The organism is Lysobacter sp. DMC97 (assembly GCF_056313745.1).
In genome coordinates this window covers 153,052-177,838 of sequence record NZ_JBQUZR010000005.1, presented here as the reverse complement: position 1 = coordinate 177,838, position 24,787 = coordinate 153,052, and the positions used below count along the sequence as shown (strand labels likewise).

Genomic DNA, 24,787 nt, shown 5'->3' with positions numbered 1-24,787 from the left:
GCCACCGCCGAAGGACGCCGACGACCGCCGATGATGTCCGCCCAGCCCATGCCGGAACTGCCCGATCTCGACGCGGTGGACGGCGCGATCCGCGCCCGCGGCCTCGGCGTCGCCGCCTCCGAGCTGCACGGTGCGCTCTGCGGCTGGCTCGCCGGCGGCGGCCAGGATTCCCCGCGCTGGCTGGCGCAGGTCCTCGCCGACGACGCCCTGGCCGCACCGGTCGCCGGCGACGCCCTCGACCGCCTGCGCGCCGCCAGCGTCGCGCAGATGGAGGACCGCGACTTCGGCTTCACGCTGCTGGTGCCGGGCGCCGAAGCGCCGCTGGTGGAGCGCAGTGGTGCCCTGTTCGACTGGTGCCGGGGCTTCCTCGGCGGCTTCGGTCTGGCGGCCGGGCAGCACCCGCCGCTGGGCGAGGACAGCCGCGAGGCGCTGGCGGATCTGGCGAAGCTCGCCGCCGCCACCGCGCAGGAGGAAGGCGACGAGGACGACGAGGACGCGCTGGTCGAGATCGAGGAGTTCGTCCGCGTCGCCGCGCTGCTGCTGCACGGCGACTGCGCGATGGGCGCCCGCCATCGCCGCCAGCTTCACTGATCCCGTCCCACTGATCTCGTCCTGCTGACCCCGGTTCCACTGTCCCGCCCCGACGCATGGCCACCCAGACCGGCATTTCCGCCCAGACCTACGTCCGCCGCCGCCGCCAGCTGATGCGCATGGCCGGCGACGACGCCATCGTGGTGATCCCGTCGGCGCCGGAGCGCATCCGCAGCCGCGACACGCACTACCCGTACCGGCAGGATTCCGACCTCTGGTATCTCTGCGGCTTCGCCGAGCCCGAGGCGGTGCTGGTGCTGATTCCCGGCCGCAAGCACGGCGAGTCGCTGCTGTTCTGCCGCGAGCGCGACCCCGATCGCGAAGGCTGGGACGGCCCGCGCGTGGGCCCGGAAGGCGCGGTCGACGCGCTGGGCATGGACGACGCCTACCCGATCGACGACCTTGACGAGATCCTGCCCGGGCTGCTGGAAGGCCGCTCGCGCGTCTACTACCACTTCGGCCGCGACACCGAGTTCGACCTCAAGCTGATCGGCTGGGTCAACCGGGTGCGGGCACAGGTGCGGATGGGCGCGCAGCCGCCGCACGAATTCCTCGAACTCGGGCACCTGCTCGACGAGATGCGGCTGTTCAAGGACCGCGAGGAACTGCGGCTGATGCAGCGCGCCGCCGACATCAGCATCGAGGCGCACCAGGCCGCGATGCGCGTCGCGCGCGCGGGCATCCACGAATACGAACTGCAGGCGGAGATCGAGCGCGTGTTCCGCCGCCACGACGCCGAGCCGGCCTACGGCAGCATCGTCGGTGCCGGCGAGAACGCCTGCGTGCTGCACTACCGCGCCAACCGTGCGCAGGCGCAGGACGGCGCGCTGGTGCTGGTCGACGCCGGCGCCGAATACCGCGGCTACGCGGCCGACATCACCCGCACCTTCCCGGTCAGCGGCCGTTTCACGCCTGCGCAGCGCGCGCTGCACGACCTGGTGGGCGCGGCCCAGCGCGCGGCGCTTGCACAGGCGCAGCCGGGCGTGCCCTACGAGGTCGGCCACGTCGCCGCGGTGGAGACGCTGACCGAAGGCCTGCTGAAGCTCGGCCTGCTCAAGGGAACGCTGGAGAAGAACCTCGCCGAGGGGCACTACAAGCGTTTCTACCGGCACAAGACCGGGCACTGGCTGGGCCTGGACGTGCACGACGTCGGCGAATACCGTCTCGACGGCGAATCGCGCCTGCTCGAACCGGGCATGGTGTTCACCATCGAACCGGGCCTGTACGTGTCCGCGGACGACAAGTCGGTGGACGCGCGCTGGCGCGGCATCGGCATCCGCACCGAGGACGACATCCTGGTGACGAAGGACGGCCACGTCGTGCTCACCGACGGTCTCGCCCGCAGCGCGGACGAGATCGAGGATTTCATGGCGGGCGGGTGAGCCGCTGAAGCGGTTCCCGTAGAGCGGATCGCAGATCCGCTGTCCCGTGTCCGCAGACCTGCGCCGATGCCGCGTCTTCGACCTCGTCGATCCGGGACGAGTGGCAGCGGATCTGCGATCCGCTCTACGAGAGGGGCGGATGAAGCCTCAGTCCGGATGCCGGCACAGCCGGTCCACCGCTTTCAGCAGCGTCGGCAGGCGATGCGCGCCGTGCATCGCGCGGACGTGCGCCTGCGCTTCCGCGAGCGGCAGCCCGGCGGCGGTGACGTAGAGCGGCCGCATGCTGTCGCCGCGCAGCACCGCATGGTCCGCGCCGATGCCGACGAACGCGGTCTTGGCCACGCCGATCACGGGCACGCGGCCGTCGAGCGCGTCGAACAGATGCTTGCCCAACCCCGGGCGACCCGCATCGTCGAGGAACACATGCCCGTCGACGATGACGATCTCGGGCTGCAGGTCATGTTCGCGCAGCAGGCCGAGCAGGCAGGGCAGCTCGCGCCGGTAGAACGCGCCGGGCACGTAGGCCTCGACGGTGTCGAAGCGGCTGGTCACGGCGCGCTGCGGTGTTGCGGCGCACCAGTCGTCGAACAGCACGCCCGCGGCGACCGCGCCGGCGTCGGCGTAGTGCACGTCGGTGGCGAGGATCCGCAAGCCGCTGGTGTCGCGAGGCGATCGCGTCGTCACCGACTCACGCCGCCGGCGAGCCGTCCGGGTTGCGGTCGATCATCCACAGCCCGCCCCAGAGTTTGAGGTCGAGTTCGTAGCCTTCGCGCTGCTTCGCCACCAGCCAGGCCGGGGCTTCGGCGCGCGGCACGGTGTGCACGGTGATGTCCTCGCCGTCGACGCCGCCGCCGTCGCCCACGCGCACCAGTCCGCTGGCGCGCACGAAGGCGATGCGTTCGCTGCTCATGCCCGAGGACGTGGGGCCGATCAGCAGCACTTCGACCTTCTCCGGATGCCAGCCGGTTTCCTCGGCGAGTTCGCGCTGTGCGGCGCGTTCCAGCGTGTCCTCCGCACCGTCGCCGTGGACGAGGTCGCCGACCAGCCCGGCCGGCATCTCGATGGTGCGCGCGCCCAGCGGCACGCGGTACTGCTCGACGAACAGCACCTCGTCGTCCGGCGTCACCGCGACGATGATCACCGCCATGCCGTCGCGGCCGTGGGTGCGTTCGCAGTATTCCCAAGTGCCGCGCCGCTTCAGGCGCAGCCAGCGGCCTTCGTACACGGTTTCTTCGTGATCGGTCATGCGGTCCTCGTCGGTTTGCAGCCCTACCGATATTCGTCTTCGAATGGTGCGGCCGCCGGTGCGAAATCCAGCCCGCCCGCGGCGTACAGCCGGCGCCGGGTCATCGGCCCGAAGCGCAGGTGTTCGCACAGCGGGCCGAGCGTGGCGGCGTCGGCGGGGCCGCGATGGAAGCGCGGTGCGGTGTCGCCGACCGGCGCGTCGCAGGCGATCGTCGTCAGCTGCCGGAACAGGCGCGCGGCGTCGCGGTGCTCGCGCAGCTTGGCCGCGGCCTGCGCGGCGCCGCGCAGGCGCAGGAACGGCACCTCGTCGACCCGCGCCAGCAGGCTGTCGAGGTCGCCGAAATGCGCCAGCAGCACCGCGGCCGTCTTCGGGCCGATGCCGGGCACGCCGGGGATGTTGTCGACGGCGTCGCCGGACAGCGCGAGGTAGTCGGCGATCTGGTGCGCTTCCACGCCGTGGCGCGCCTTCACCCCGTGCACGCCCCAGCGCTGGTTGCGGGCGTAGTCCCACTGTTCGTCGCCGAGGTGCAGCAGCTGCGACAGATCCTTGTCGGCGGACAGGACGATGCCGCGATGCCCCGCGGCGCGCGCCTGCACCAGCGCGCTGCCGATCAGGTCGTCGGCTTCGTAGTCGGGATGGCCCAGCACGGTCAGGCCCAGCGCCGCGCAGACCGCGCGGCAGTGCGCGAACTGGCGCTTGAGCTCCTCCGGCGCCGGGTCGCGGTTGGCCTTGTAGGCCGGGTACAGCGCGTTGCGGAAGCAGGTGTCCAGCGCCTCGTCGAAGGCGACTGCGATGTGCTTCGGCCGCTCGCGTTCCAGCACGTCGAGGAGGAAGCGCGCGAAGCCGGCGACGGCGTTGGTCGGCCAGCCGTCGGCGTCGGTGAACTCGGCCGGCATCGTGTGCCAGGCGCGGAAGACGTAGATGCTGGCGTCGATCAGGTAGACCGGCGGCTCGCCGGACGGCAGGTCGCGGTCAAGGACGTCCTCGTCCTGCCCGAAGCCGGTCATGCCGGGGTCCAGTCGGTGAGCAGCGCGGCCGGATCGGGCCGCTCGCGTTCGGGCACGTCGCCCTGCGCGGTGCCGATGTGGATGAAGCCGGCGATGACCTCGTCGTCGCCCACGCCGAGCAGCGCGCGGATCTCCGGGTCGTACGTGGCCCAGCCGGTCAGCCACTGCGCGCCGTAGCCCAGCGCCTGCGCGGCCTGGAGCAGCGCGAAGCAGACGCTGCCGGCGGACAGCAGGCGCTCCTGTTCCGGGATCTTCTCGTCCGGGCCGAGCCGGGCGATCACCGTCACCGCCACCGGCGCGAAGCCGAAGCGCATCCGGTCCTTTTCGATCGCGGCCTCGGGCGCCTGCGGGTCGCGGGCGCGGCTGCGCGCGGCCAGGCGCTCGCCCAGCGCGAGGCGGGCGTCGCCGGCGATGCGCAGGAACCGGAAGGGCACGCGCTTGCCGTGGTCGGGCACGCGCACGGCCGACGCCAGCATCCGCAGCAGGGTCGCGTCGTCCGGTCCCGGGGCGCCGAGCTGGCGGCTGGGGACCGACCGTCGGGCATCCAGTACCTGCAATGCGGACGAGGGATGATTTGAGGAGGAAGTCACAGAAGCCGTCCACCCCTTTCGGGGATCGTTGTAGTCTGCATCGTGGCTCCCATTCTCCCCCGAAAGCTCCGCTGACACGACCCCATATGGATGACAACGGCCGGTACGCCGGCGGGTACCCCCCCCATGCCCGCCCGAGCGCTGAAAAAGTGTTCGAGACGGTTCGCCGCGATGCGGTGACCGCGCTCTCGGGCATCCTGGCGGGCTTCTGGGGCGACATCGAGGAACAGGTCCGGCTCGCGTCCATCGCCAGCCCGGACAGCCGCGCGATCTACGACGACCGCCTCGCCATCCGCCTGCTCAGCCAGCGCGCGCTGGAACTCGCCAGCCGCTATCGCGAGGCGCTGGAGACCGCGTTCGACCAGTGGCGCAACCCGCGCCCGCGCGCGGTCGACAACAAGAGCCTGAGCCTGATGTCCGAGGCCCAGCTCGAAGTGCACCTGTCGGGCCAGCAGATCGTCGAACTGCTCGAATACCAGCTGATGCACCCGCTGCACACGCTGCACGAGCGGCTGGACGCGCTGGCGACGTCGCTGGGGCTGCCGCGGCAGGCGCCGGGCACCAACCCGCTGCGCCCGGAAGTGCCGGTGCAGGCGTTCGTGAAGCTGTTCGGCGAGGACGACCTCACCCCCGAACTGCGCCGCCTCATCTTCCTCCAGCTCGAGAAGCGACTGTCGAAGTCGCTGGACGAGCTCTACACCAAGATCAACACCCAGCTCGAACACGGCTTCACCAACCGCGAGGAGGCCGGCCACATGCCGTCTTCCGCGGGCGGCTGGACGCCCGACGGCGGTCTGGTCGAAGGCCGGCCGCAGGGGCAGCAAGGTCCGCAGGGCGCGGTGCCGCAGCAGGGACCGGGCGCGCACGGCGAAGCGCCGCTTCCGCCGGGCTCGGGCGGCATGCTGTCCGACGACCAGCGCCCGCTGCGCTATCGCGAGACCGTGCACCAGCAACTGCGCGCCTGGCGCCAGGCCGTGCTGCGGCGCGGCGGCGGTGCGGTGCCGGGTCCGGGCGGCGGCTCGGTGTCGCCGTTCCCCGGTCAGGCCGGCGCGGGCGGATTCGCAGGCGGCGGCTCCGGTGGCGGCGGGTTCGGCGGAGGTGCCGGCGTCGGCCATCCGGGCGGTCCGGGCGGCGGTGACGCCGGCGGCGCGATGTTCAACGGCATCCGCGTGCTGGGGCCGCAGGAGCTGATGGGCATCGCCAACATCCTGCAGAGCGACGACCCCGAACCCTACGTCCGCGCGCTGACCGACGACGCCGAACGGCCGCTGTCGGCGGTGATACGCGACCAGATCGTCAGCGGCTCGCGGCAGATGGGCCTCGATCCCACCCAGACCCGTTTCAACGAAGTCGACGAGGACGCGATCGACCTGGTCGCGATCCTGCTGCAGACCCTTGCCCGCGGCTACGCGCCGATGCCGCGTTCGCGCGCCATGTACGGCCGCCTCGTCGCGCCGTACCTCAAGCTCGCCTTGAGCGACGACACGCTCTTCGACCAGCGCGGCCATCCCGGCCGGCGCCTGCTGGAAGCGCTGAGCGAAGCCTGCGACGGCAACAACGGCGAGAGTCCGCAGGACCAGCAGACGCTGACCCACGCCGAACTGGCGGTGGACAAGGTCGTCGAGGAATACCGCGACGACAAGACCATCTTCGAGATGGCCGCGTCCGAGTTGCGCGACCACCTCGAGCAGCAGCGCAAGATCCGCGAGGTCGCCGAACAGCGCGCGGCCGAGGCGGTCGGCGGCCGCGAGCGCCTGCACCACGCGCGCCGCACCGTCGACGAACTGCTGGCGGCCAAGCTCGGCCAGCACGCGCTGACCGACGGCATCGCCGAATTCCTCACCGGGCACTGGCGCCATCACCTGGTGCAGACCTGGCTGCGCGAAGGCCCGAGTTCCGCGCAGTACCTGTCTGCGCTGTCGATCGGCGACGGCCTGGTGCAGGCCGACCACGACGCCGCCCGCTGCGAAGGCGGCAAGGTCGCCGACAAGATCCTCGAACTGCAGGGCCCGCTGGGTCGCTGCTACGCCAGCTGCGGCCTCGACGCCTCCGCCGCGCGCGATTCGCTGGCGAAGATCGTCGCTGCGCTGGCGTTCCCGGACCAGCCGCGCCAGCTGCATCCGCTGGCGAACGAGGACGCAGTCCCCGAGGTCAACGACGCCGCGCAATGGGGCGGCCTGCGTCCCGGCGCCGGTGCCGATGCCGATCCGACCCTCGTCGCCAAGATCCGTCGCCTGCGCGTGGGCCAGAACCTGCGGCTGGTGGAAGAGGACGGCCGCGAGACTGCGGCCCGCATCGCCTGGACCAGCCCGCTCAGTTCGCGCTACCTCATCGTCAATCGTCGCGGCATGCGCAAGCTGGTGCTGTCGCCCGAGGAAATGGCGGTGCTGGTCGCCCGCGGCCGCATCCTGCTGCGTTCGTCCGAGCCGCCGTTCGACGAAGCCATGCGCGAACTGTGGCAGCAGCTCGACCTGCCCGACCACGCACCGACGTCGTCTTCGTCCACGTCCTGATCGTCGTCGCCGCCGCGCGAATCCGATCCGGGTCCACGCGCCCACGTTCCCGTCGCCGCCCGCCGCATCCCGCGCGCGGGCGGCGCGCGTGTCGATGACGCCCGCGCATGCCCGCACCTGCTAGGATGCGGACAACCGGTGAGGAGCGATGGGGAGACGGGCGATGGCGGAAACGGTGGAAGCGGCGGCGCAGCAGGCGGCAGCCCCGAAAGTGATCGTCGGCGCGGTGCGCGAACATGCGCCGGGCGAGCGACGCGTGGCGCTGACGCCCGAAACCTGCAAGAAGTACGTCGCCGCCGGTGCGCGGGTCGCGATCGAACGCGGCCTCGGCGAAGGCGCGAACCAGCCCGATGCCGCCTACGCCGATGCCGGCGCCGAACTGCATGACGATGCGGCCGTGGTGCTCGCCGCCGCCGACATCCTCGTCTGCGTGCAGCCACCGGCCGCCGACGCCATCGCCGCGATGAAGCCCGGCGCCGTGCTCGTCGGCATGCTCCAGCCGCAGGCCGACGCCGCCCGCGGCGAAGCGCTGCAGGCGCGCGGCATCGTCGCGTTCCCGCTGGAACGCCTGCCGCGCACCACGCGCGCGCAGGCCATGGACATCCTCAGCTCGCAGGCCGGCATGGCCGGCTACAAGGCGATGCTGATCGCGGCGCAGCTGGCGCCGAAGTTCTTCCCGATGCTCACCACCGCCGCCGGCACCATCCGCCCGTCGAAGGTGCTGGTGATCGGCGCCGGCGTCGCCGGCCTGCAGGCCATCGCCACCGCCAAGCGCCTCGGCGCGCAGGTCGAGGGCTTCGACGTGCGGCCCGAGACCCGCGAGCAGATCGAATCGCTGGGCGGCAAGTTCCTCGACCTCGGCGTCAGCGCCGCGGGCGAGGGCGGCTACGCCCGCCAGCTCACCGACGAGGAGCGCGCGCTCCAGCAGCAGCGCCTCGCCGAACACCTCAAGGGGGTGGACGTGATCGTCGCCACCGCCGCGGTGCCGGGTCGCCCGGCGCCGAAGATCGTGAGTGCGGCGATGGTGGCCGGCATGAAGCCCGGCAGCGTCATCGTCGACCTGGCCGCCGAGACCGGCGGCAACTGCGAACTGACCCGCCCGGGCGACAACGTCTCGCACGGCGGCGTGCTCGTCTCCGGCCCGCTCAACCTCGCCAGCAGCGGCGCCATGCACGCCAGCGACATGTTCGCCCGCAACGTGCTGAATTTCGTGTCGCTGATGATCGACAAGACCGGCGCCCTGCAGTTCGACTGGAACGACGAACTGCTGGCGAAGACGGTCTGGCCGGAACGCGCCGCCGCCGGCTGAGGCCGGCCTTGGCGGGGCGTGCCCGGGCCGGCCGCGTGCGCCGGCCGGAAATCCGCAGTAAGCTCGGGCCTCCGGCCGGGACGGGACAGGGGCGTCCGTCGGCACCCGCAGGAGACCCACCATGAGCGAACGCTTCCCGAACCAGACGTCCGGTGCACCCGGCCATGAGGAAGCCCCCCGGGCCGTCGGCGCGCACGGCGTCGCCCCGCCCGATCTGGAACGCAGCGGCCCGATGCTGCAGACCCCGCCCAAGCGCCAGGAGCTGGAGATGAATCCGGCCGAGCGGCAGCTGTTCGAGCGGGCGATGAACCTGGTCCAGAACAAGACCGGCATGACCGAGGACGACGCGAAGAAGGTCGCCACCGACGTGGTGCTGACCGCGCGGCACACGCCCGGCCTGTCGGAGAAGCCCGAGTACATGGACGTGCGTAACGGCCACGTGATGATGGCCGAGAAGGTCGGCAAGGAGCCGATCTTCAACGGCTACGTGAACGTCGAGCAGTCGCAGCGCCAGACCCAGGAACAACTGCACGACAAGGTCGCGACGCAGAACCAGCAGCGCGAGCAGCAGGCCGAGGCCGATCGCAGGCTGCGCGAGCCGGAGAAGCGCAACGCGTTCCAGGTCACCGAGGACGCACTCGCCTGGAAGGCGTCCGCGCACCGCACGCTCTGACGTTTTCCCGACGTCACCGCAGACACGAAAACGGCGCCGAAAGGCGCCGTTTCCGCATCACGCATGGCTACCGCGTTCAGTGCGCGGGCGCACCGGCCGCAGGCGGCGGATTCGCCTTCATCATCGCGTCGCGGGCGGCGCGGAAGGGATTGCCGGTGAACCAGTTCGGCCAGCCTTCGCCGTTCGCCAGCGTTTCGCCGACCTGGTAGACCGCGGCCAGGTCCTCCATCGCGCCGTCCAGTTTCCACGTCGCCGCGTCGTACTGGTCGCCGGGCTTGTGGTAGCGGTGCTCGTTGTAGTCCTTGCCTGCCGCCTCGCCGGCCGCGGTGCCGCCTTCCAGCAGGTCGGTGCCGCCATCGATGTACAGCGCCGGCACGCCGGCCTTGGCGAAGTTGAAGTGATCGGAGCGGAAGTAGTGGCCGGCTTCCGGCGTCGACTCCTGCACGAGGTGGCGACCCTGCTGCTCGACGATCGGCTTGAGCACGTCCTCGAGTTCGGAGTTGCCCATGCCGACCACGGTCAGGTCGTGCGCGCGGCCGGCGACGCTCATCGCGTCGAGGTTGATCACGCCGACGGTGCGGTCCAGCGGGATCGTCGGGTGCGCGACGTAGTACTTCGAGCCGAGCAGGCCGGATTCCTCCAGCGTCACCGCGGCGAACAGCACCGAGCGCTTCGGCTTGCCCTGCTTCGCGAACCGTTCGGCCAGTTCGAGGATGCCGGCCACGCCGGTCGCGTTGTCGACCGCGCCGTTGTAGATGTTGTCGCCGGTCTCGTCGGGATGCTTGCCGAGGTGGTCCCAGTGCGCCATGTAGACCACGGCCTCGTCGGGGCGCTCGGTGCCCGGCAGCACGCCGAGGACGTTGCGCGATTCCTTCTCGACGATCGTGCTCTTGAGCGTGACCGTGAGCTTTGCCGGCAGCGGCATCGCCTTGAAGCCGCGCTTGTTGGCGGCGGCGCGCAGCGCGTCGAGATCGAGCCCGGCGTCGGCGAACAGCGCCTTCGCCTGGTCGCCGGTGATCCAGCCCTGCAGCGGCACGCGCGGGGCCGGGTCGTCGGCCACGCGCAGGTCGTACTGCGCGCCGGACCACGAGTTCTTCACCACGTCCCAGCCGTACGACGCGCCGGGCGTGTCGTGGATGATCAGCGCGGCGGCGGCGCCCTTGCGCGCGGCTTCCTCGAACTTGTAGGTCCAGCGCCCGTAGTAGGTCATGCGCTTGCCTTCGAACAGCGTCGCGTCGTTGGCGTGGAAGCCCGGGTCGTTGACGAACATGACCACGGTCTTGCCCTTCACGTCGACGCCGGCGTAGTCGTTCCACTTCTGCTCCGGCGCGTCCACGCCGTAGCCGACGAACACCAGGTCGCTGTTCTCGACCTTCACTTCCGGCTGGCCGGTGCGCGTGCCGATCACCATGTCGGTGCCGAACTTCAGCGCGTGCGGCTTGCCCTTCACGTCGATCGACGCGGTGGTCGATTCGTCCGCGGTGGTCTCCATCATCGGCACGGTCTGGAACCAGCTGTCACCGTTGCCGGGCCGCAGGCCGATGCGCTCGAACTGCGCCTTGATGTAGTCGACGGTCTTCTGCTCGCCGGGCGTGCCCGGGCCGCGGCCCTCGAAGTCATCCGAAGCGAGCGTCTTCACGTGCTCGGCGAAATCGCCGGCATCGATCGCGTCCTTGAAGGCGTAGGCGGCCGGCTTTGCCGGTTCGGCGGCGGCCGGGGCGGGCGCTTCGGCATCGCGCTTGCAGGCGGTCAGCGCCGCCGCCGCGGCCAGCGCCAGCAGCAGCCCGCGCGAGGCGGGTACGGGAGAGAAACGGGACATCGGGAACTCCGGAGGTGCGGAATCCCCGAGTGTACGGGCTGCGGCCCGCCCGGGCGCCTGCCGGAAGTCCGGGCGGGTGGGGCGGCCGTGGGGGTCAGTCGCCCGGCGCCGTCGGGCCGTCGAACGGGATCGCGGTGGCGCCGGTGATCGCGCCGGTGCGGGCGGTCTTGTGCACGTAGAGCTTCACTTCGCGCTTGAACACCAGCGGGCCGTCGACCACGGCGCCGGGGCCGATCACTACGCGCGGGATGCGCGGCTTGAAGCTCAGGCCCATGCCGTTCTGGCGCGGCTTCTCGATGGTGAGGCCGCCGTGCACGTGCGAGTCGATGCCGATGGTGACGTTGCCGTTGACCGTCTCGACGCTGCCGCCGACGTCGGTGTCGACCAGGCCGATCGCGCCGTTCACGGTCTGCACGCCGTGGGCCACGTCGCTGCCGCGGCCGGTGAAGATGCTGCCGTTCACCGTCTCGATGCTGGTGACGCGGTTGCGGCCTTCGATGCGGATGCCGCCGTTGACGGTCTCCAGCGAGCCGGCGGTGGCGTCGACATCGGCTTTGATGCCGCCGTTGACGGTCTGCACGTCGCCGACCTTCGCGCCGGCTTCCAGCTCCACGCTGCCGTTCACGGTGGTGGCATCGCCGGCGACGGCCTTGGCCTCGACGTGGATGCTGCCGTTGACGGTCTCCAGGTCGCCGTACGAGGTGCCCGCGTGGGCGGTGATGCTGCCCATGACCTTCTCGACATCCTGGGCGGCGTGGGCCGCGGCCGGCAGCAGGGCGAAGGCGAGGGCAGCGGCGAGGACGGACCTGGACAGGGACATGGGGCGATCTCCGGGAAAACGGGCGGCCCGTGCGGGCCAGGGGGGACAGTCGGCCGGGTGGGCGACGGGAAGCAGGATGCGACCGCTTCGCTACAATCGCACCTGCCCGAAGTCACTGCCCCGAAGGTCACATGCCTGCCCCGAAACCCGCGGTCCCCAAGCCCGTCGTGCTGATGATCCTGGACGGCTGGGGCCATCGCGAGGATCCCGCCGACAACGCGCTGGCGCTGGCCGACCTGCCGCACTGGCGCCGGCTGCTCGCGCAGCGCCCGCACACGCTGATCCACACCGAAGGCCGCCACGTCGGCCTGCCGGACGGGCAGATGGGCAACTCCGAGGTCGGCCACATGAACCTCGGCGCCGGCCGCATCGTCTACCAGGACCTCACCCGGATCGACGCCGCGATCGAGGACGGCAGCTTCTTCGCCAACGCCGAGCTGCGCGCCGCCTGCGCCGCGGCGAAGGCGGCCGGCGGCACGCTCCACGTCATGGGCCTGCTCTCGCCCGGTGGCGTTCACAGTCATGAACAGCACATCTTCGCGATGCTCGACCTCGCCGCGCGCGAAGGCGTGGCGCGGGTCGCCGTGCATGCTTTCCTCGACGGTCGCGATACGCCGCCGCGTTCGGCCGAACCCAGCCTGCGCGCGCTGGAAGCCAAATGCACCGGGCTCGGCAACGCGTCCATCGCGACCGTCGGTGGACGCTACTTCGCGATGGACCGCGACAAGCGCTGGGATCGCGTGTGTCGCGCCTGGGACGCGATCGTCGACGCGCAGTCCGACGTGCGCGCGTCCGATGCGCTGGCCGCGCTCGCGGGTGCGTACGCGCGCGGCGAGAACGACGAATTCGTCGCGCCCACGGTGCTGGATGGCGCGCAGCCGATGCGCGACGGCGATGCCATCGTCTTCATGAATTTCCGCGCCGACCGCGCGCGCCAGATCACCGCGGCGTTCGTCGATCCCGGCTTCGACGGTTTCGACGCGCGCCGCCCGGCGCTGTCGCGGTTCGTGTGCCTCAGCGAATACGACGCGAAGCTGCCGGCGCCGGTCGCCTTCCCGCCGGACGACCTGCGCGACACGCTCGGCGAGATCCTCGCTGCGCACGGCCTCACCCAACTGCGCATCGCCGAGACCGAGAAGTACGCACACGTCACCTTCTTCTTCAGCGGCGGACGCGAGGACGCCTACGCCGGGGAGGAACGCGTCCTCGTGCCCAGCCCCAAAGTCGCGACCTACGACCTGCAGCCGGAAATGAGCTGCCCCGAAGTCACTGCGAAGCTGGTCGACGCGATCGACTCCGGCCGCTTCGACGTGATCGTCTGCAACATCGCGAACCCGGACATGGTCGGCCATACCGGTGACCTCGCCGCGGCGATCAAGGCCGCCGAAGCCGTCGACATCGCGATCGGTGCGGTCGAGGCCGCGGTGCGCGCGGCCGGCGGCGCGCTGCTGGTCACCGCCGACCACGGCAACCTCGAAATGATGCGCGACCCGGAGACCGGGCAGCCGCACACCGCGCACACCGTCGGCCCGGTGCCGTTCGTGCTGGTCGCCGACGGCCGCCCCGGCGCGACCCTGCGCGCGGGCGGCGCGCTGCGCGACGTCGCGCCGACCATCCTCGATCTGCTCGGCCTGCCGGCCCCGGCGGCGATGAGCGGCCGCAGCCTGATCGCGGCCGGATGAGGCATCGCGCGCGATCGGCGTCGGTGTGGGCGGTGCGGTTCGCCACCGCGCTGCTGCTGGCGGCGACGACGCTGTCCGCCGCGCCCGCGCCGTCGAAGGACGCGCCGTCCGGAAGCGCGACGCCCGAAAGCCGCCGCGAAGCGCAGCGCCGGCTCGACGCCATCCGCCGCGAACTGCGCGACGTCGCCACCGAACGGCGTCGCCTCGAAGGCGCGCGCGGCGAGGCCAGCCGCGCCCTGCGCGCCGCGGACGAGCGCGTCGCCGCGTCCAGCCGCGCGCTGCACGACACCGACGCCCGCCTCGTCGAAACGCAGGCCGCGCTCGACACGCTCACCGCGCGCCGCGCCGCGTTGCAGGGCCAGCAGGCCGAGCAGCGTCGCGAACTCGCTGCGCTGCTGCGCGCCGCCTATGCCCGCGGCGACGCCGCGCCGCTGAAGCTGGTGCTGGCGCAGGACCGCGTCGCCGACGCCCAGCGCCAGCTCGCCTACGACCGCTATCTCCAGCGCCAGCGGCTGGTCCGCACCCGCGCGCTGGCCGCCGAGCTGGCCGAACTGGACCGCGTCGAGGCCGACATCGCCGCGCGCCGTACCGAGCTGGACGCCGCGCGCGCGCAGCGCCAGAGTCAGCTCGCCGCGCTGGCCCGCGACCGTCGCGCGCAGGCGCAGACGGTGGGCGAACTCGACGCGCGCTACCAGGATCGCCGGCAACGCGAGCAGGCGCTGGGCAGCGATGCGAAGGCGCTGCAGGACGTGCTCGCCAGGCTGCGCGCCGCCGCCGCGAAGGCCGAGGCCGAACGCCTGGCCGCCGTCCGCGCCGCCGAGGCGCAGGCGCGGGCCGAGGCCGCGCGCAATGCCGCCGGCCACGGCGCCGCGCCGCGTCCGCCGAAGCCGCCGCGGCAGGTCGCCAACGCCACGCCGGTGCGCGTGGGCGGCTTCGGCTGGCCGCTGTCGGGCGCACTGCTGGCCGGCTACGGCGGCCGCATGCCCGACGGCCGCCCCAGCAGCGGCCTGCTGATCGCCGCCCCCGCCGGCACGCCGGTGCGCGCGGTCGCCGACGGCACCGTCGTGTTCTCCGAATGGATGACCGGCTACGGCCTGATCCTGATCGTCGACCACGGCAACGGCACGCTCAGCCTCTACGCCCACAACGAAAGCCTGCTGAAGGAGGCCGGCGCCAGCGTGAAGCGCGGCGACGCGGTCGCCCGCGTCGGCGATTCCGGCGGCCTGTCGCAGCCGGCGCTGTACTTCGAACTGCGCCGCAACGGCCAGCCGGTCGATCCCGGCAGCTGGCTGCGCCGCCAGTGAACGGCTACGGTACCGGGAGCCGGCCCGGTGAACCCGCGGCCATCGCCGCGGTCCCAAGCCCCGGCCCTTCGCCGTCCCCCGCTCCGGAGTTCCCGATGCCCCTGCTGACGCCGCCGTCCCGCCGCCTCGTGCTCACCCTGATGCTCGCCCTCGGTGCCGCGCCCGCCTTCGCGCAGGACGGCGGGGCCAAGGACAGCGGGGCGAAAGACAGCGGCCCCGCGACCGCCGGCGATGCCGTGAACGCGACTGCGAAGGACGACGGCAGCAAGATCCCGCTGGAGGAGATCCGCCGCTACGTCGGCGTCTACAACACGGTGAAGCAGGCCTACGTCGAGCCGGTCGACGACCGCAAGCTGATGCAGGCGGCGATCCGCGGCCTGCTGCAGGACCTCGATCCGCACAGCGCCTACCTCGTGCGCAGCGATGCGCAGGCCTTCGACGAGGACGCCAACGGCGCCTACCAGGGCATCGGCGTCGAAGTGCAGCAGCAGCCCGACGGCCCGATCCTCGTCGTGTCGCCGATCGACGACTCGCCCGCCGCGGCCGCGGGCGTGCGTTCGGGCGACCTCATCATCGCCGTCGACGGCAAGCCGCTGACGCCGGAGAGCATCGACGCCAATCCGTTGCGTGGCGAGATCGGCTCCACGGTCAAGCTCACCATCCGCCGCGCCAGCGCGAAGCAGCCGGTGGAACTGGCGGTGAAGCGCGACGTCATCCGCGTCGCCAGCGTGCGCAGCCGCATGCTCGAACCGGGCTACGCCTACCTGCGCATCAGCGCGTTCCAGGCCGACACCGCCAACGACTTCGAACGCAACCTCGACACGCTGCAGGCGAAGGCCGGCGCGCCGGGCCTGCGCGGGCTCGTGCTCGACCTGCGCAGCAATCCCGGCGGCCTGCTGACCTCGGCGGTGCAGATCGCCGACGACCTGCTCGACAAGGGCGACATCGTCAGCACGCGCGGCCGCGATCCGCTGGGCAACACGCTGTTCCGCGCGACGCCGGGCGATCGCCTGCACGGCGCACCGATGGTGGTGCTGGTCGACGCCGGCTCCGCCAGCGCCGCCGAAGTGCTGACCGCGGCGCTGCGCGACAACCAGCGCGCGCAGGTCGTCGGCAGCCGCACCTTCGGCAAGGGCTCGGTGCAGACGGTGCTGCCGCTGGACAACGGCGACGCGATCAAGCTCACCACCGCGCGCTACTTCACCCCCAGCGGCAAGTCGATCCAGGCGCACGGCATCGATCCCGACGTGGTGCTGCGTCCCGACGGCGGCGTGGCGCGCCCGGCGGGCTATTCCGAAGCCGCGTTGTCCGGCCATCTGCGCGGCGACGAGGAAGCCGAGAACGCTGCGGTCGGCGACGTGCTGGAAGGCGAAGCGCCGGTGACCGCCGCGCTGGCCGCACTGAAGAAGCAGGTCGCCACCGCGCTGCCGCCGCCCGACCGGCGCTGAGCGACGCATCGCGCCTGCGATCACGCAGGCGTCTGGTCCGGAAGTCACGGCGACCTTCGTCACGCCGTGCCTTTTGCATGACCAACGGCGGGTCCGGCGGCGCATGAACGCTCCCTAGCATGCGAGCAGCCCGGATTGGCGGGCGCCACCGGGGACCCCGCACATGCTCACCATCCGCGACCTTCGCAAGACGTACGCCAACGGCGTGCGCGCACTCGACGACGTTTCACTCGACATTCCCCGCGGCATGTTCGGCCTGCTCGGCCCGAACGGCGCCGGCAAGTCGTCGCTGATGCGCACCCTGGCCACGCTGCAGGAGGCCGATGCCGGCACCGCGGTGTTCGACGACGGCACCGGCACGCCCATCGACGTGCTGCGCGACAAGGACGCGGTGCGCCGCCGCCTGGGCTATCTGCCGCAGGATTTCGGCGTGTACCCGAAGGTCAGCGCGCTGGACCTGCTGGAACATTTCGCGGTGCTCAAGGGCATCACCGACCGCCGCGTGCGCCGCGAGGTCGTCGACGGCCTGCTGCAGCAGGTGAACCTGTGGGACGTGCGCAAGCGCAAGCTCGGCGGCTTCTCCGGCGGCATGCGCCAGCGCTTCGGCATCGCGCAGGCGCTGCTCGGCGATCCGCGCCTGGTCATCGTCGACGAACCCACCGCGGGCCTCGATCCGGAGGAACGCAACCGCTTCCTCAACCTGCTCGCCTCGATCGGCGAGAACGTCGCGGTGATCCTGTCCACGCACATCGTGCAGGACGTGACCGACCTGTGCCCGAACATGGCGATCATGAACAAGGGGCGCGTGCTGCTGACCGGTCGTCCCGCCGATGCCATCGCCGCGCTCGAATCGCGGATCTGGCGCAAGCGCGTGCCGATGGAGGCGCTGTCGCGCTACCAGCAGGCGTTCGCGGTGCTGTCGACGCGGCTGGTGCAGGGCACGCCCGAGATCCACGTCTACGCCGAGCAGGACCCCGAGGACGGTTTCGAGCTGATCCGTCCGGACCTGGAGGACGTCTACTTCCAGCGCCTGCGCCAGCACGCCGTCGCGGCCTGAGGAGGCGACCATGTTCGAATTCTTCCGTTTCGAGCTGCGCCAGCAGCTGCGATCGCCGGTGCTGTGGCTGCTCGGCGTGCTGTTCGCGCTGATGGCCTTCGCCGCACTGACCACCGACGCCGTGCAGGTGGGCGGCGCCATCGGCAACATCCACCGCAACGCGCCGCGGGTGATCATCGGCATGTCGGTGGCATTCAGCTTCATCGGCATGCTGTTCGTCGCGATGTCGGTGCACGCCGCGCTGCTTCGCGATTTCGAGATGGGTACGGCGGAACTGATCTTCGCCAGCCCGATCCGGCGCCGCGATTTCATGATCGGCCGCATCGCCGCCGCGCTGGCCGCCTGCCTCTGCATCTACGCGCTGCTGGTCGCGACCATGTTCGTCGCACAGTTCATGCCGTGGATCGATCCCGAACGGCTGGGGCCGGTCACGCTGCTGCCGTATGCGTGGAGCCTGCTGGTCATCGTGCTGCCGAACCTGCTGTTCACCGCGGCGCTGCTGTCGATGATGGCAGTGCTCACCCGCAGCATCCTGTGGGTCTACATCGGCGTGCTCGGGTTCTTCGTGCTGTACGGCGTGGGCAGCGCGCTGCTGAGCGATCTCGACAACGTCCGCACCGTCGCGCTGTGGGAGCCGCTGGGGCGGATCGCCTTCGCACGCACGGTCCGCTACTGGTCGGCCGACGAGATGAACACGCTGGTACCGACGCTGGACGGCATGCTGCTCGCCAACCGTGCGCTGTGGACCGGTCTGTCGCTGCTGCTGTTCGGCGCCAGCCTGGCGCTGTTCAAGCCGCAGCGCACCGGCACTGGCCGCGGGCTGTTCCGCCGCAAGGCCGCGCAGGCGACGTCCGTGGCCACGCCCGCGGCGGCTCCCGTGCGGGCCGCGCGCGTGGTCGCGCCGGCGTCGACCGGCGCACGGACCGCGTTCGCGCAGTTCCTCGCGCAATTGCGCTTCGATGCGGCCGGCGTGTTCCGCGGCGTGCCGTTCGTGATCATGCTGCTGTTCGCGCTCGCCAACTTCGTGCCGGGCGCACTGCGCGCCAGCACGCTGTACGACACGCCGGTCCATCCGGTCACCTCGCAGATGCTGCAGGCCCTGCAGGGCGCCTACAGCTTCGTGCTGATCATCATCGTGCTGTTCTACGCCGGTGAAGTGTTCGGCAAGGCGCGCGCGGCGAAGATCCACGAAGTCAGCGATGCGATGCCGGTGCCCGACTGGGTGCCGCTGGCCGCCAAGTTCGGCGCGCTGGTGCTGGTGGTCTTCGGGTTCCAGCTGTTCGGCGGCCTCGCGGCGATGCTCATCCAGCTGGCGAAGGGACACTTCCAGCTCGAACCGATGGTGTACCTGAAGACGCTGACGCTGGACAGCACCGTCTTCGTGCTGATGGCGGGGCTCGCGCTGAGCCTGCAGGCGTACGCCGACAACAAGTTCGTCGGCTACGGGCTGATGGTCCTGTTCCTGGTGCTGCAGGGCGTGATGGGCGCGATGGACTTCACCCACAACCTCTACAGCTACGCCGGTGCGCCGAACGCGCAGTGGTCGGACATGAACGGCTACGGCCACCTGCTCGCGCCGCAGCTGTGGTTCCAGGCGTACTGGGGCCTGTTCATGGCCGCGATGCTGCTGCTGGCGGCGGCGCTGTGGGTGCGCGGCACGGGCGGCGGATGGCGGCAGCGACTGCGCCTCGGTCGCCAGCGCCTGCGCGGCCCGCAGGGCGTGATCCTCACGGTCGTGCTGCTCGCCTGGGCGGGCGTCGGGAGCTTCATCTTCTGGAACACCAACGTCCGCAACCACTACCGCACGCCCGACGAGCAGCTCGACCTGCAGGCCCGCTACGAGCGCGACTACGGCAAGTACCGCAACCTGCCGCAGCCGAAGATCCTGGCGGCCGACATCGACGTTGACCTGCATCCGGAAACGCAGTCGATGGTCGTGGACGGCGTCTACCGCGTGCACAACCCGCACGCCGTGCCGATCGCCGACGTCCACATCGGGATGCAGGACGACGAAACCCTGGCCAGCCTCGATCTCGGCGGCGCCACGCTGCGCCACCACGATGCCGACGCGGGCTACCGCATCTATCGTCTCGCGAAGCCGCTCGCGCCGGGCGAGGAACGCACGTTCCGCTTCCGCATGCGGGTCGCGCCGAAGGGCTTCACCAACGACGGCGTCGACACCCACATCGTCGACAACGGCACGTTCTTCAACAGCACGATCTTTCCGTCGTTCGGCTACAACGAGGAGTACCAGATCACCGATCGCAACGAGCGCCGCAAGCGTGGCCTCGGCGAACCGCAGCGCATGCCGAAGCTGGAGGACGTGGCCGCGCGGCAGAACAATCCGCTCAGCGACGATGCCGACTGGATCGACTTCAAGACCACGATCTGCACCGCGCCGGACCAGACCGCGCTGTCGCCGGGCTACCTGGTCCGCGAATATCGCAACGCCGTGGGCCGCCATTGCTTCCGCTACGCGATGGACCGGCCGATGCTGAACTTCTACGCGTTCCTGTCCGCGCGCTGGCAGGTGCGTCGCGGCGCGTACAAGGGCATCCCGATCGAGATCTACTACGACCCGAAGCACGCCTACAACGTCGACCGCATGATCACGTCGGCGCAGCGTTCGCTCGCGTACTACGAAGCCAACTTCACGCCGTACCAGCATCGCCAGGTGCGGATCGTGGAATTCCCGCAGTACGCGCGCTTCGCGCAGAGCTTCGCCAACACGATCCCGTTCTCGGAGAGCATCGGCTTCATCGCCGACCTCGGCGACGCCGACGGCATCGACTACGTGTCCTACGTGACCGCGCACGAGATCGCGCACCAGTGGTGGGGCCACCAGGTCGTGGGCGCGAACGTGCAGGGCTGGAGCATGCTCATCGAATCGCTGGCGCAGTATTCGGCGCTGATGGTGATGGAGAAGCAGCACGGCCGCGACAAGATGCGCAAGTTCCTGCGCTACGAGCTGGATCGCTATCTCGCCGGTCGCGCCAGCGAAGTGGTCGAGGAACTGCCGCTGTACCGGGTCGAGAACCAGCAGTACCTGCACTACGAGAAGGGATCGCTGGTGTTCTACCGCCTGCGCGAGGAAATCGGTGAAGCGGCGCTGGATCGCGCGCTGAAGAAGTTCCTGCAGGCCAACGCCTTCCAGCAGCCGCCGTACACGACCAGCGCCGCGCTGCTCGACGCCATCCGCGCGGAGGCCGGCCCCGGCCACGAGGCGTTGATCCACGACCTGTTCGAGAAGATCAGCTTCTACGACAACCGGGTCGAAGCCGCGACCGCGAAGAAGCGCGCGGACGGCAAGTACGAGGTCACGCTGGACCTGCGCGCGGCCAAGCGCTACGCCGACGGCAAGGGCCGCGAAACGCCGGGCGTGCTCGACGACTGGATCGAGGTCGGCGTGTACGCGAAGGCGCCATCGGGCAAGGAAGCGGACCAGAAGACCCTGTACCTGCAACGGCACCACATCACCACGGCGCAGCCGAAGCTGACGGTGGTGGTCGATGGCGAACCGTACGAGGCCGGCTTCGATCCGGACAACAAGCTGATCGACCGCGTGTCGGCCGACAATCGCCGGCGCATCGATTTCTGATCGCGCGACGTTTCCGCGGACGGCGGCGCAGACCGCTGTCGTCCGCTCAGCGCGGCTTGGCCGGCACCGGGAACGGCGTGATCACCTTCTCGCCGCTGGCGGCGTCGCGGATCGCGGACGGCCCCTTCTTCTCGACTTCCTCGATGCGGACGATGCTCTGCATCGGCAGGTGCAGCACCTTCGTGCCGGCGAACTCGTCGCGCAGGCGTTCCTCGGTGGGGTCGACCACCAGCCCGTCGTGCACGTCGAACACGAGGTCCGCGACCTCGGTGAATCCCCACAGGCTGCCGCTGCCCACGCGCCCGGCATACAGCTCGTAGATCCGGCCGTGGTTGAGGAAGGTGACCTTGTAGAGCGTCTTCAGCATGGGCGGATGATACCGGTCGTCAGTCGCGGGGCGCGAGGCGGTGGCGGTCGTCAGTAGCCGCGGCTGCGGCGCAGCCGGCGGGCGATCGACGCGCGCGCGGCGATGGCGAACAGCACGCCGAACAGGAAGCCGGCGATGTGCGCGCTCCACGCCACCGCGCCGAACGCCGGGCCGATGTAGGCGAAGCCGACCTGCAACGCCGCCCAGATGCCGATCAGCAGCGACGCCGGCACCCGGATGAATTCGAGGAACAGTCCCAGCGGCAGCACCACGCCGAGCTTGGCGCCGGGGAACAGCGCGAGATACGCGCCGATCACCGCCGACACCGCGCCGCTGGCGCCGATCAACGAACGCTCGGGGCCGCCGATCGCGAACACGGTCGCGAGGTTGGCCGCCGCGCCGCCCAGCAGGAACAGCGCGAGGAACCGCCAGGGGCCCATCGTGCGTTCGGCGGGCAGGCCGAAGATCAGCAGGAACACCAGGTTGCCCAGCAGGTGCGCCCAGTCGGCGTGCAGGAACAGGGCGGTGAACAACTGCACCCAGCGGCCATCGGCCCACAGTGCGCGGAAGGTTTCGGCGGCATCCGGCCCTCCGGTGAGCGCGCCCCAGCCCTGCAGCAGGGCGGCGTGCTCGGGCCCGGGCCGGGTGCTCGCCCACAGATAGGCCAGCCACAACGCCGCGAACACCAGCGGCGTGGCCCAACGCAGACCGCCCCTGCGGCGGACGGGAAGCTGAACGAACATGTCGGAAACGACCGGAAGCACGCTTGAACACGCCATGAAACCACACTCGGCGACGCCATGTGCTTGTTAGCTTTCGGTTAATGGGCGGGTTATAGTACGTACGGCGTCGTACGTCGGGAGGGGGCTTCCGGCAGGAACGGCACGGGCGAGGAACAGCGCCCGGCCGCACGGCGCAGACCCTATCCTGTCCACGGAGACGCAAGCACCATGCACAGCCACACTCGTATCGTCCAGATGTCCGCGCTCGCGCTGGGCATCGCCGGCGCGCTGGCCCTCGGCCAGGCCCATGCCTCCGGCTTCCAGCTGAAGGAAAACAGCGCGAAGGCCCTCGGCCGCGCGTTCGCCGGTTCCGCCGTCGCCCCGGGCGACACCTCGGTCGTCGTCAACAACCCGGCCGCCATGACCCGTTTCTCGGGCACCACCATCCAGGCCGATGTCACCGTCATCGACCTCAACGCCAAGTTCAAGGGCGGCGGCTATGCCGGCTACGGCTTCGGTCCGATCGCGGCGCCGCTCACCGGTGGCGACGGCGGCGAAGCCGGCGACGTGACCCCGGTGCCGGCCATGTCGATCATCCACAAGTTCGACAACGGCCTGGCCGTCGGCGCCATGGTCAGCGCGCCCTTCGGCCTGAAGACCGAATACGACGCCAACTGGGTCGGTCGCTACTCGGCCATCAAGTCGGAAGTGAAGACGGTCGACCTGACCGTGTCCGCCGCCTATGAAATCGTCCCGGACCGTTTCTCGGTCGGCGCCGGCATCGTCTACGAGCGCGGCGAAGCCGAGCTGTCGAAGGCGGTCGACTTCGGTACCGCGCTGTTCGCCAACCCGGCGACCCGCCCGCTGCCCTTCGCCCGTCCGCAGCTGCGCGACGGCAAGGCCGTCGTGACCGGCGACGACTCCGCCTTCGGCTGGATCGTCGGCATGACCTTCCGTCCGACCGACAGCCTGTCGTTCGGCCTGTCTCACCGCTCCGAGATCGACCATGAGCTCGACGGCAAGGTCGACTGGACCGTGCCGGCCGACGTCGCCACGATCTTCGGCTCCAGCCCCACCACCTCCCCGCTGTTCAAGGACGGCGGTGCGGTCGCCAAGCTGACCACGCCGAGCATCACCACGTTCAGCGCCATGTGGCAGGTGAACGACAAGCTCGCGCTGATGGGCGACTACACGCAGACCGACTGGCACTCGCTGCGCGAAGTGCGCATCGACTTCAAGAATCCCGATGCGGATTCGGTCGAGCCGTTCAACTGGGGTGACACCGTGTTCTGGTCGGTCGGTGCCGAGTACAAGCTGTCCGATACCCTCACCCTGCGCGGCGGCTACGCCTACGACGAGACCCCGACCACGTTCGCCACGCGCACGCCGCGCCTGCCCGACGAGGATCGCCGCTGGTACTCGCTGGGCGTGACCTGGGACATGAGCGACAAGATCGAGCTCAACGCCGGCTACACGCGCATCCAGCCGGATACGCCGAAGATCGGCATCTTCGATTCCTCGCGCCATGTGCTGTTCGGCAAGTTCAGCAGCGACGTGAACCTGTTCGCCTTCTCGGGCCAGTACAAGTTCTGATCGTCGCCGCGGTTCCGCGACACGGAAAACCCCGCTTCGGCGGGGTTTTTCTTTGCGCGTCCTTCGCCCCGCGGTGGCCTGCGTCCGATCGAGAGCACGCCTCGCGCCATGGTGCACGAAGTGCCATGCCTGCGAGCGGGCAGGGTGCGTCAACGCAACGGCATGTCCGTGCGTTCCCCGCCGTGCTCGACGTGCCGGCGATGAAGGGGTGATATGCATTCGGTGCAGGCTGGTCGCGCGAACACGTGTATTTTCATTTGTATTTACGAGTGTATTCAAGACCGCTGCGAACGGATGCGCGCGTGGTGGATTCCGCGCGTCGCATGCATCGCGTCGCGGTGTGCCGCGGCAGTATCCGCCGAGAATATCCGGTGGAAACGCGCGCGTGACACCGGATTACTTTCGTTAAGAAAAAGTTTTTCTCGGCGATAATCCCGGCGCGGCGACGGCATGACGCGGCCGGTCCGGCGCGGGTTTTCCGTTCGGAGACGGGCCGCATGTACGCGCTTGTGGAATCCCCTGAAAACAAGGGATTTCCGCCCTCGAATCGTCATGTGCGCAGCGTAGGATGGGCCGCGTGGCAAATCGTCGTCGCGATCCGGAAAAGGTTGCAATCGAAACAAATGGTCTCGACGACATTCGAAGTTGTTGATCCGCATTCTCAAGGGATGAGATTCGCGCCATTCGTGCTCGCATTCGGTTGGTCGACTTGATCGTTTAATGCGTCCGCGATAGGATTCATCTGCAGGGAAAGGAAACGGATAGTTATTCAGCGCTTAGGAGATGACCGATGGAAACTGGTGACAATCGCATTCACGCCGTGGTGGTCAACCACGAAGAGCAATACTCGATCTGGCCTGCCGACCGCGAACTTCCGCTGGGTTGGCGCAATGCCGGCAAGACCGGCAGCAAGGAAGAATGTCTCGCGTACATCGACGAAGTGTGGACCGACATGCGTCCACTGAGTCTGCGCCGTGCAATGGAAAGCGTGAACTGACGAGCGACCCCGCTCCTCCTCCGTAACACCAATCCGATCAACGTCCTCTCGGTGCTGGCAGGCACCCGG

General features: G+C 70.2%; 20 protein-coding genes. 12 read left to right on the top strand and 8 right to left on the bottom strand.

Features of this window, described 5'->3' with window-relative positions; genetic code table 11:
- The first annotated feature begins 48 nt into the window (after positions 1–48).
- Positions 49–591 (top strand): UPF0149 family protein, encoded by a 543-nt coding sequence (locus ACT53Q_RS12400; RefSeq protein ID WP_476187195.1) that lies wholly within the window; start codon positions 49–51, stop codon positions 589–591.
- A 56-nt stretch (positions 592–647) separates the two neighbouring features.
- Positions 648–1,973, top strand: a complete 1,326-nt coding sequence (locus ACT53Q_RS12395) for an aminopeptidase P N-terminal domain-containing protein (RefSeq protein WP_476186962.1) — start codon at positions 648–650, stop codon at positions 1,971–1,973.
- Positions 1,974–2,120: 147 nt separating this feature from the next.
- Here ACT53Q_RS12395 and ACT53Q_RS12390 read toward each other — a convergent pair whose 3' ends face one another.
- Genes ACT53Q_RS12390 through ACT53Q_RS12375 form a run of 4 tightly spaced genes read right to left on the bottom strand, consistent with a single transcriptional unit; the run spans position 2,121 to position 4,816 of the window.
- Positions 2,121–2,657, bottom strand: a complete 537-nt coding sequence (locus ACT53Q_RS12390) for an endonuclease V (protein WP_476186961.1) — start codon at positions 2,655–2,657, stop codon at positions 2,121–2,123.
- 4 nt (positions 2,658–2,661) lie between these two features.
- Positions 2,662–3,219 (bottom strand): NUDIX hydrolase, encoded by a 558-nt coding sequence (locus ACT53Q_RS12385; RefSeq protein ID WP_476186960.1) that lies wholly within the window; start codon positions 3,217–3,219, stop codon positions 2,662–2,664.
- A 23-nt stretch (positions 3,220–3,242) separates the two neighbouring features.
- Positions 3,243–4,226, bottom strand: a complete 984-nt coding sequence (locus ACT53Q_RS12380; protein ID WP_476186959.1) for a 5'-3' exonuclease — start codon at positions 4,224–4,226, stop codon at positions 3,243–3,245.
- Positions 4,223–4,816: a nitroreductase family protein gene (locus tag ACT53Q_RS12375; RefSeq protein ID WP_476186958.1), complete on the bottom strand. Its 594-nt coding sequence runs from the start codon at positions 4,814–4,816 to the stop codon at positions 4,223–4,225. Before ACT53Q_RS12375 ends, ACT53Q_RS12380 begins: the two co-directional genes overlap by 4 nt.
- On the opposite strand from ACT53Q_RS12375, the gene ACT53Q_RS12370 reads away from it, so the two are divergent.
- The 3 genes from ACT53Q_RS12370 (at position 4,783) to ACT53Q_RS12360 (ending at position 9,311) form a co-directional block, all read left to right on the top strand.
- Positions 4,783–7,329, top strand: coding sequence for a DUF1631 family protein (locus ACT53Q_RS12370; RefSeq protein ID WP_476186957.1), 2,547 nt, complete (start codon positions 4,783–4,785; stop codon positions 7,327–7,329). The genes ACT53Q_RS12375 and ACT53Q_RS12370 overlap by 34 nt on opposite strands.
- Positions 7,330–7,492: 163 nt before the next feature.
- The gene (locus ACT53Q_RS12365; RefSeq protein ID WP_476186956.1) at positions 7,493–8,638 is read left to right on the top strand and encodes an NAD(P) transhydrogenase subunit alpha; all 1,146 of its coding nucleotides are present in this window, start codon (positions 7,493–7,495) and stop codon (positions 8,636–8,638) included.
- A 121-nt stretch (positions 8,639–8,759) separates the two neighbouring features.
- On the top strand, positions 8,760–9,311 hold the full coding sequence (locus ACT53Q_RS12360) for a hypothetical protein (protein ID WP_476186955.1): 552 nt from the start codon (positions 8,760–8,762) through the stop codon (positions 9,309–9,311).
- A gap of 76 nt (positions 9,312–9,387) precedes the next feature.
- Here ACT53Q_RS12360 and ACT53Q_RS12355 read toward each other — a convergent pair whose 3' ends face one another.
- Together ACT53Q_RS12355 and ACT53Q_RS12350 are read right to left on the bottom strand one after the other, a co-directional pair.
- A complete protein-coding gene (locus ACT53Q_RS12355; RefSeq protein WP_476186954.1) occupies positions 9,388–11,130 on the bottom strand; it encodes a M28 family metallopeptidase in 1,743 nt (580 codons plus the stop codon).
- Between the two features lie 94 nt (positions 11,131–11,224).
- A complete protein-coding gene (locus ACT53Q_RS12350) occupies positions 11,225–11,950 on the bottom strand; it encodes a DUF4097 family beta strand repeat-containing protein (protein WP_476186953.1) in 726 nt (241 codons plus the stop codon).
- A 131-nt stretch (positions 11,951–12,081) separates the two neighbouring features.
- On the opposite strand from ACT53Q_RS12350, the gene gpmI reads away from it, so the two are divergent.
- The 5 genes from gpmI (at position 12,082) to ACT53Q_RS12325 (ending at position 21,039) form a co-directional block, all read left to right on the top strand.
- Entirely contained in the window at positions 12,082–13,632 is a 1,551-nt protein-coding gene (gpmI, locus tag ACT53Q_RS12345) for a 2,3-bisphosphoglycerate-independent phosphoglycerate mutase (protein WP_476186952.1), read from the top strand.
- A complete protein-coding gene (locus tag ACT53Q_RS12340) occupies positions 13,629–14,936 on the top strand; it encodes a murein hydrolase activator EnvC family protein (RefSeq protein ID WP_476186951.1) in 1,308 nt (435 codons plus the stop codon). The genes gpmI and ACT53Q_RS12340 overlap by 4 nt, the downstream gene beginning before the upstream one ends.
- A 95-nt stretch (positions 14,937–15,031) precedes the next feature.
- On the top strand, positions 15,032–16,384 hold the full coding sequence (locus tag ACT53Q_RS12335; protein WP_476186950.1) for a S41 family peptidase: 1,353 nt from the start codon (positions 15,032–15,034) through the stop codon (positions 16,382–16,384).
- 163 nt (positions 16,385–16,547) lie between these two features.
- A complete protein-coding gene (locus tag ACT53Q_RS12330; RefSeq protein WP_476186949.1) occupies positions 16,548–17,441 on the top strand; it encodes an ABC transporter ATP-binding protein in 894 nt (297 codons plus the stop codon).
- Between the two features lie 10 nt (positions 17,442–17,451).
- Positions 17,452–21,039: a M1 family aminopeptidase gene (locus tag ACT53Q_RS12325; RefSeq protein WP_476186948.1), complete on the top strand. Its 3,588-nt coding sequence runs from the start codon at positions 17,452–17,454 to the stop codon at positions 21,037–21,039.
- 46 nt (positions 21,040–21,085) lie between these two features.
- Here ACT53Q_RS12325 and ACT53Q_RS12320 read toward each other — a convergent pair whose 3' ends face one another.
- Together ACT53Q_RS12320 and ACT53Q_RS12315 are read right to left on the bottom strand one after the other, a co-directional pair.
- Positions 21,086–21,406 carry a DUF1820 family protein gene (locus ACT53Q_RS12320; protein WP_476186947.1) on the bottom strand — a complete coding sequence of 107 codons (321 nt, stop codon included), beginning with the start codon at positions 21,404–21,406 and terminating at the stop codon, positions 21,086–21,088.
- A gap of 50 nt (positions 21,407–21,456) precedes the next feature.
- A complete protein-coding gene (locus ACT53Q_RS12315; protein WP_476186946.1) occupies positions 21,457–22,149 on the bottom strand; it encodes a rhomboid family intramembrane serine protease in 693 nt (230 codons plus the stop codon).
- A gap of 207 nt (positions 22,150–22,356) precedes the next feature.
- Here ACT53Q_RS12315 and ACT53Q_RS12310 point away from each other — a divergent pair, with 207 nt between their 5' ends.
- Together ACT53Q_RS12310 and ACT53Q_RS12305 are read left to right on the top strand one after the other, a co-directional pair.
- The gene (locus ACT53Q_RS12310; protein ID WP_476186945.1) at positions 22,357–23,721 is read left to right on the top strand and encodes an OmpP1/FadL family transporter; all 1,365 of its coding nucleotides are present in this window, start codon (positions 22,357–22,359) and stop codon (positions 23,719–23,721) included.
- A gap of 790 nt (positions 23,722–24,511) precedes the next feature.
- Complete coding sequence (locus ACT53Q_RS12305) at positions 24,512–24,718, top strand: MbtH family protein (protein WP_476186944.1); 207 nt, start codon at positions 24,512–24,514, stop codon at positions 24,716–24,718.
- Positions 24,719–24,787 lie beyond the last annotated feature (69 nt).

Excerpts from the sequence above, each read along its gene's own strand:
- ACT53Q_RS12400 (WP_476187195.1), top strand. The coding sequence starts at position 49 with ATGCCGGAACTGCCCGATCTCGACGCGGTGGACGGCGCGATCCGCGCC.
- ACT53Q_RS12395 (WP_476186962.1), top strand. The coding sequence starts at position 648 with ATGGCCACCCAGACCGGCATTTCCGCCCAGACCTACGTCCGCCGCCGC.
- ACT53Q_RS12385 (WP_476186960.1), bottom strand. The coding sequence starts at position 3,219 with ATGACCGATCACGAAGAAACCGTGTACGAAGGCCGCTGGCTGCGCCTG.
- ACT53Q_RS12380 (WP_476186959.1), bottom strand. The coding sequence starts at position 4,226 with ATGACCGGCTTCGGGCAGGACGAGGACGTCCTTGACCGCGACCTGCCG.
- ACT53Q_RS12370 (WP_476186957.1), top strand. The coding sequence starts at position 4,783 with ATGCGGACGAGGGATGATTTGAGGAGGAAGTCACAGAAGCCGTCCACC.
- ACT53Q_RS12365 (WP_476186956.1), top strand. The coding sequence starts at position 7,493 with ATGGCGGAAACGGTGGAAGCGGCGGCGCAGCAGGCGGCAGCCCCGAAA.
- ACT53Q_RS12360 (WP_476186955.1), top strand. The coding sequence starts at position 8,760 with ATGAGCGAACGCTTCCCGAACCAGACGTCCGGTGCACCCGGCCATGAG.
- ACT53Q_RS12355 (WP_476186954.1), bottom strand. The coding sequence starts at position 11,130 with ATGTCCCGTTTCTCTCCCGTACCCGCCTCGCGCGGGCTGCTGCTGGCG.
- ACT53Q_RS12350 (WP_476186953.1), bottom strand. The coding sequence starts at position 11,950 with ATGTCCCTGTCCAGGTCCGTCCTCGCCGCTGCCCTCGCCTTCGCCCTG.
- gpmI (WP_476186952.1), top strand. The coding sequence starts at position 12,082 with ATGCCTGCCCCGAAACCCGCGGTCCCCAAGCCCGTCGTGCTGATGATC.
- ACT53Q_RS12340 (WP_476186951.1), top strand. The coding sequence starts at position 13,629 with ATGAGGCATCGCGCGCGATCGGCGTCGGTGTGGGCGGTGCGGTTCGCC.
- ACT53Q_RS12335 (WP_476186950.1), top strand. The coding sequence starts at position 15,032 with ATGCCCCTGCTGACGCCGCCGTCCCGCCGCCTCGTGCTCACCCTGATG.
- ACT53Q_RS12330 (WP_476186949.1), top strand. The coding sequence starts at position 16,548 with ATGCTCACCATCCGCGACCTTCGCAAGACGTACGCCAACGGCGTGCGC.
- ACT53Q_RS12325 (WP_476186948.1), top strand. The coding sequence starts at position 17,452 with ATGTTCGAATTCTTCCGTTTCGAGCTGCGCCAGCAGCTGCGATCGCCG.
- ACT53Q_RS12320 (WP_476186947.1), bottom strand. The coding sequence starts at position 21,406 with ATGCTGAAGACGCTCTACAAGGTCACCTTCCTCAACCACGGCCGGATC.
- ACT53Q_RS12315 (WP_476186946.1), bottom strand. The coding sequence starts at position 22,149 with ATGTTCGTTCAGCTTCCCGTCCGCCGCAGGGGCGGTCTGCGTTGGGCC.
- ACT53Q_RS12310 (WP_476186945.1), top strand. The coding sequence starts at position 22,357 with ATGCACAGCCACACTCGTATCGTCCAGATGTCCGCGCTCGCGCTGGGC.
- ACT53Q_RS12305 (WP_476186944.1), top strand. The coding sequence starts at position 24,512 with ATGGAAACTGGTGACAATCGCATTCACGCCGTGGTGGTCAACCACGAA.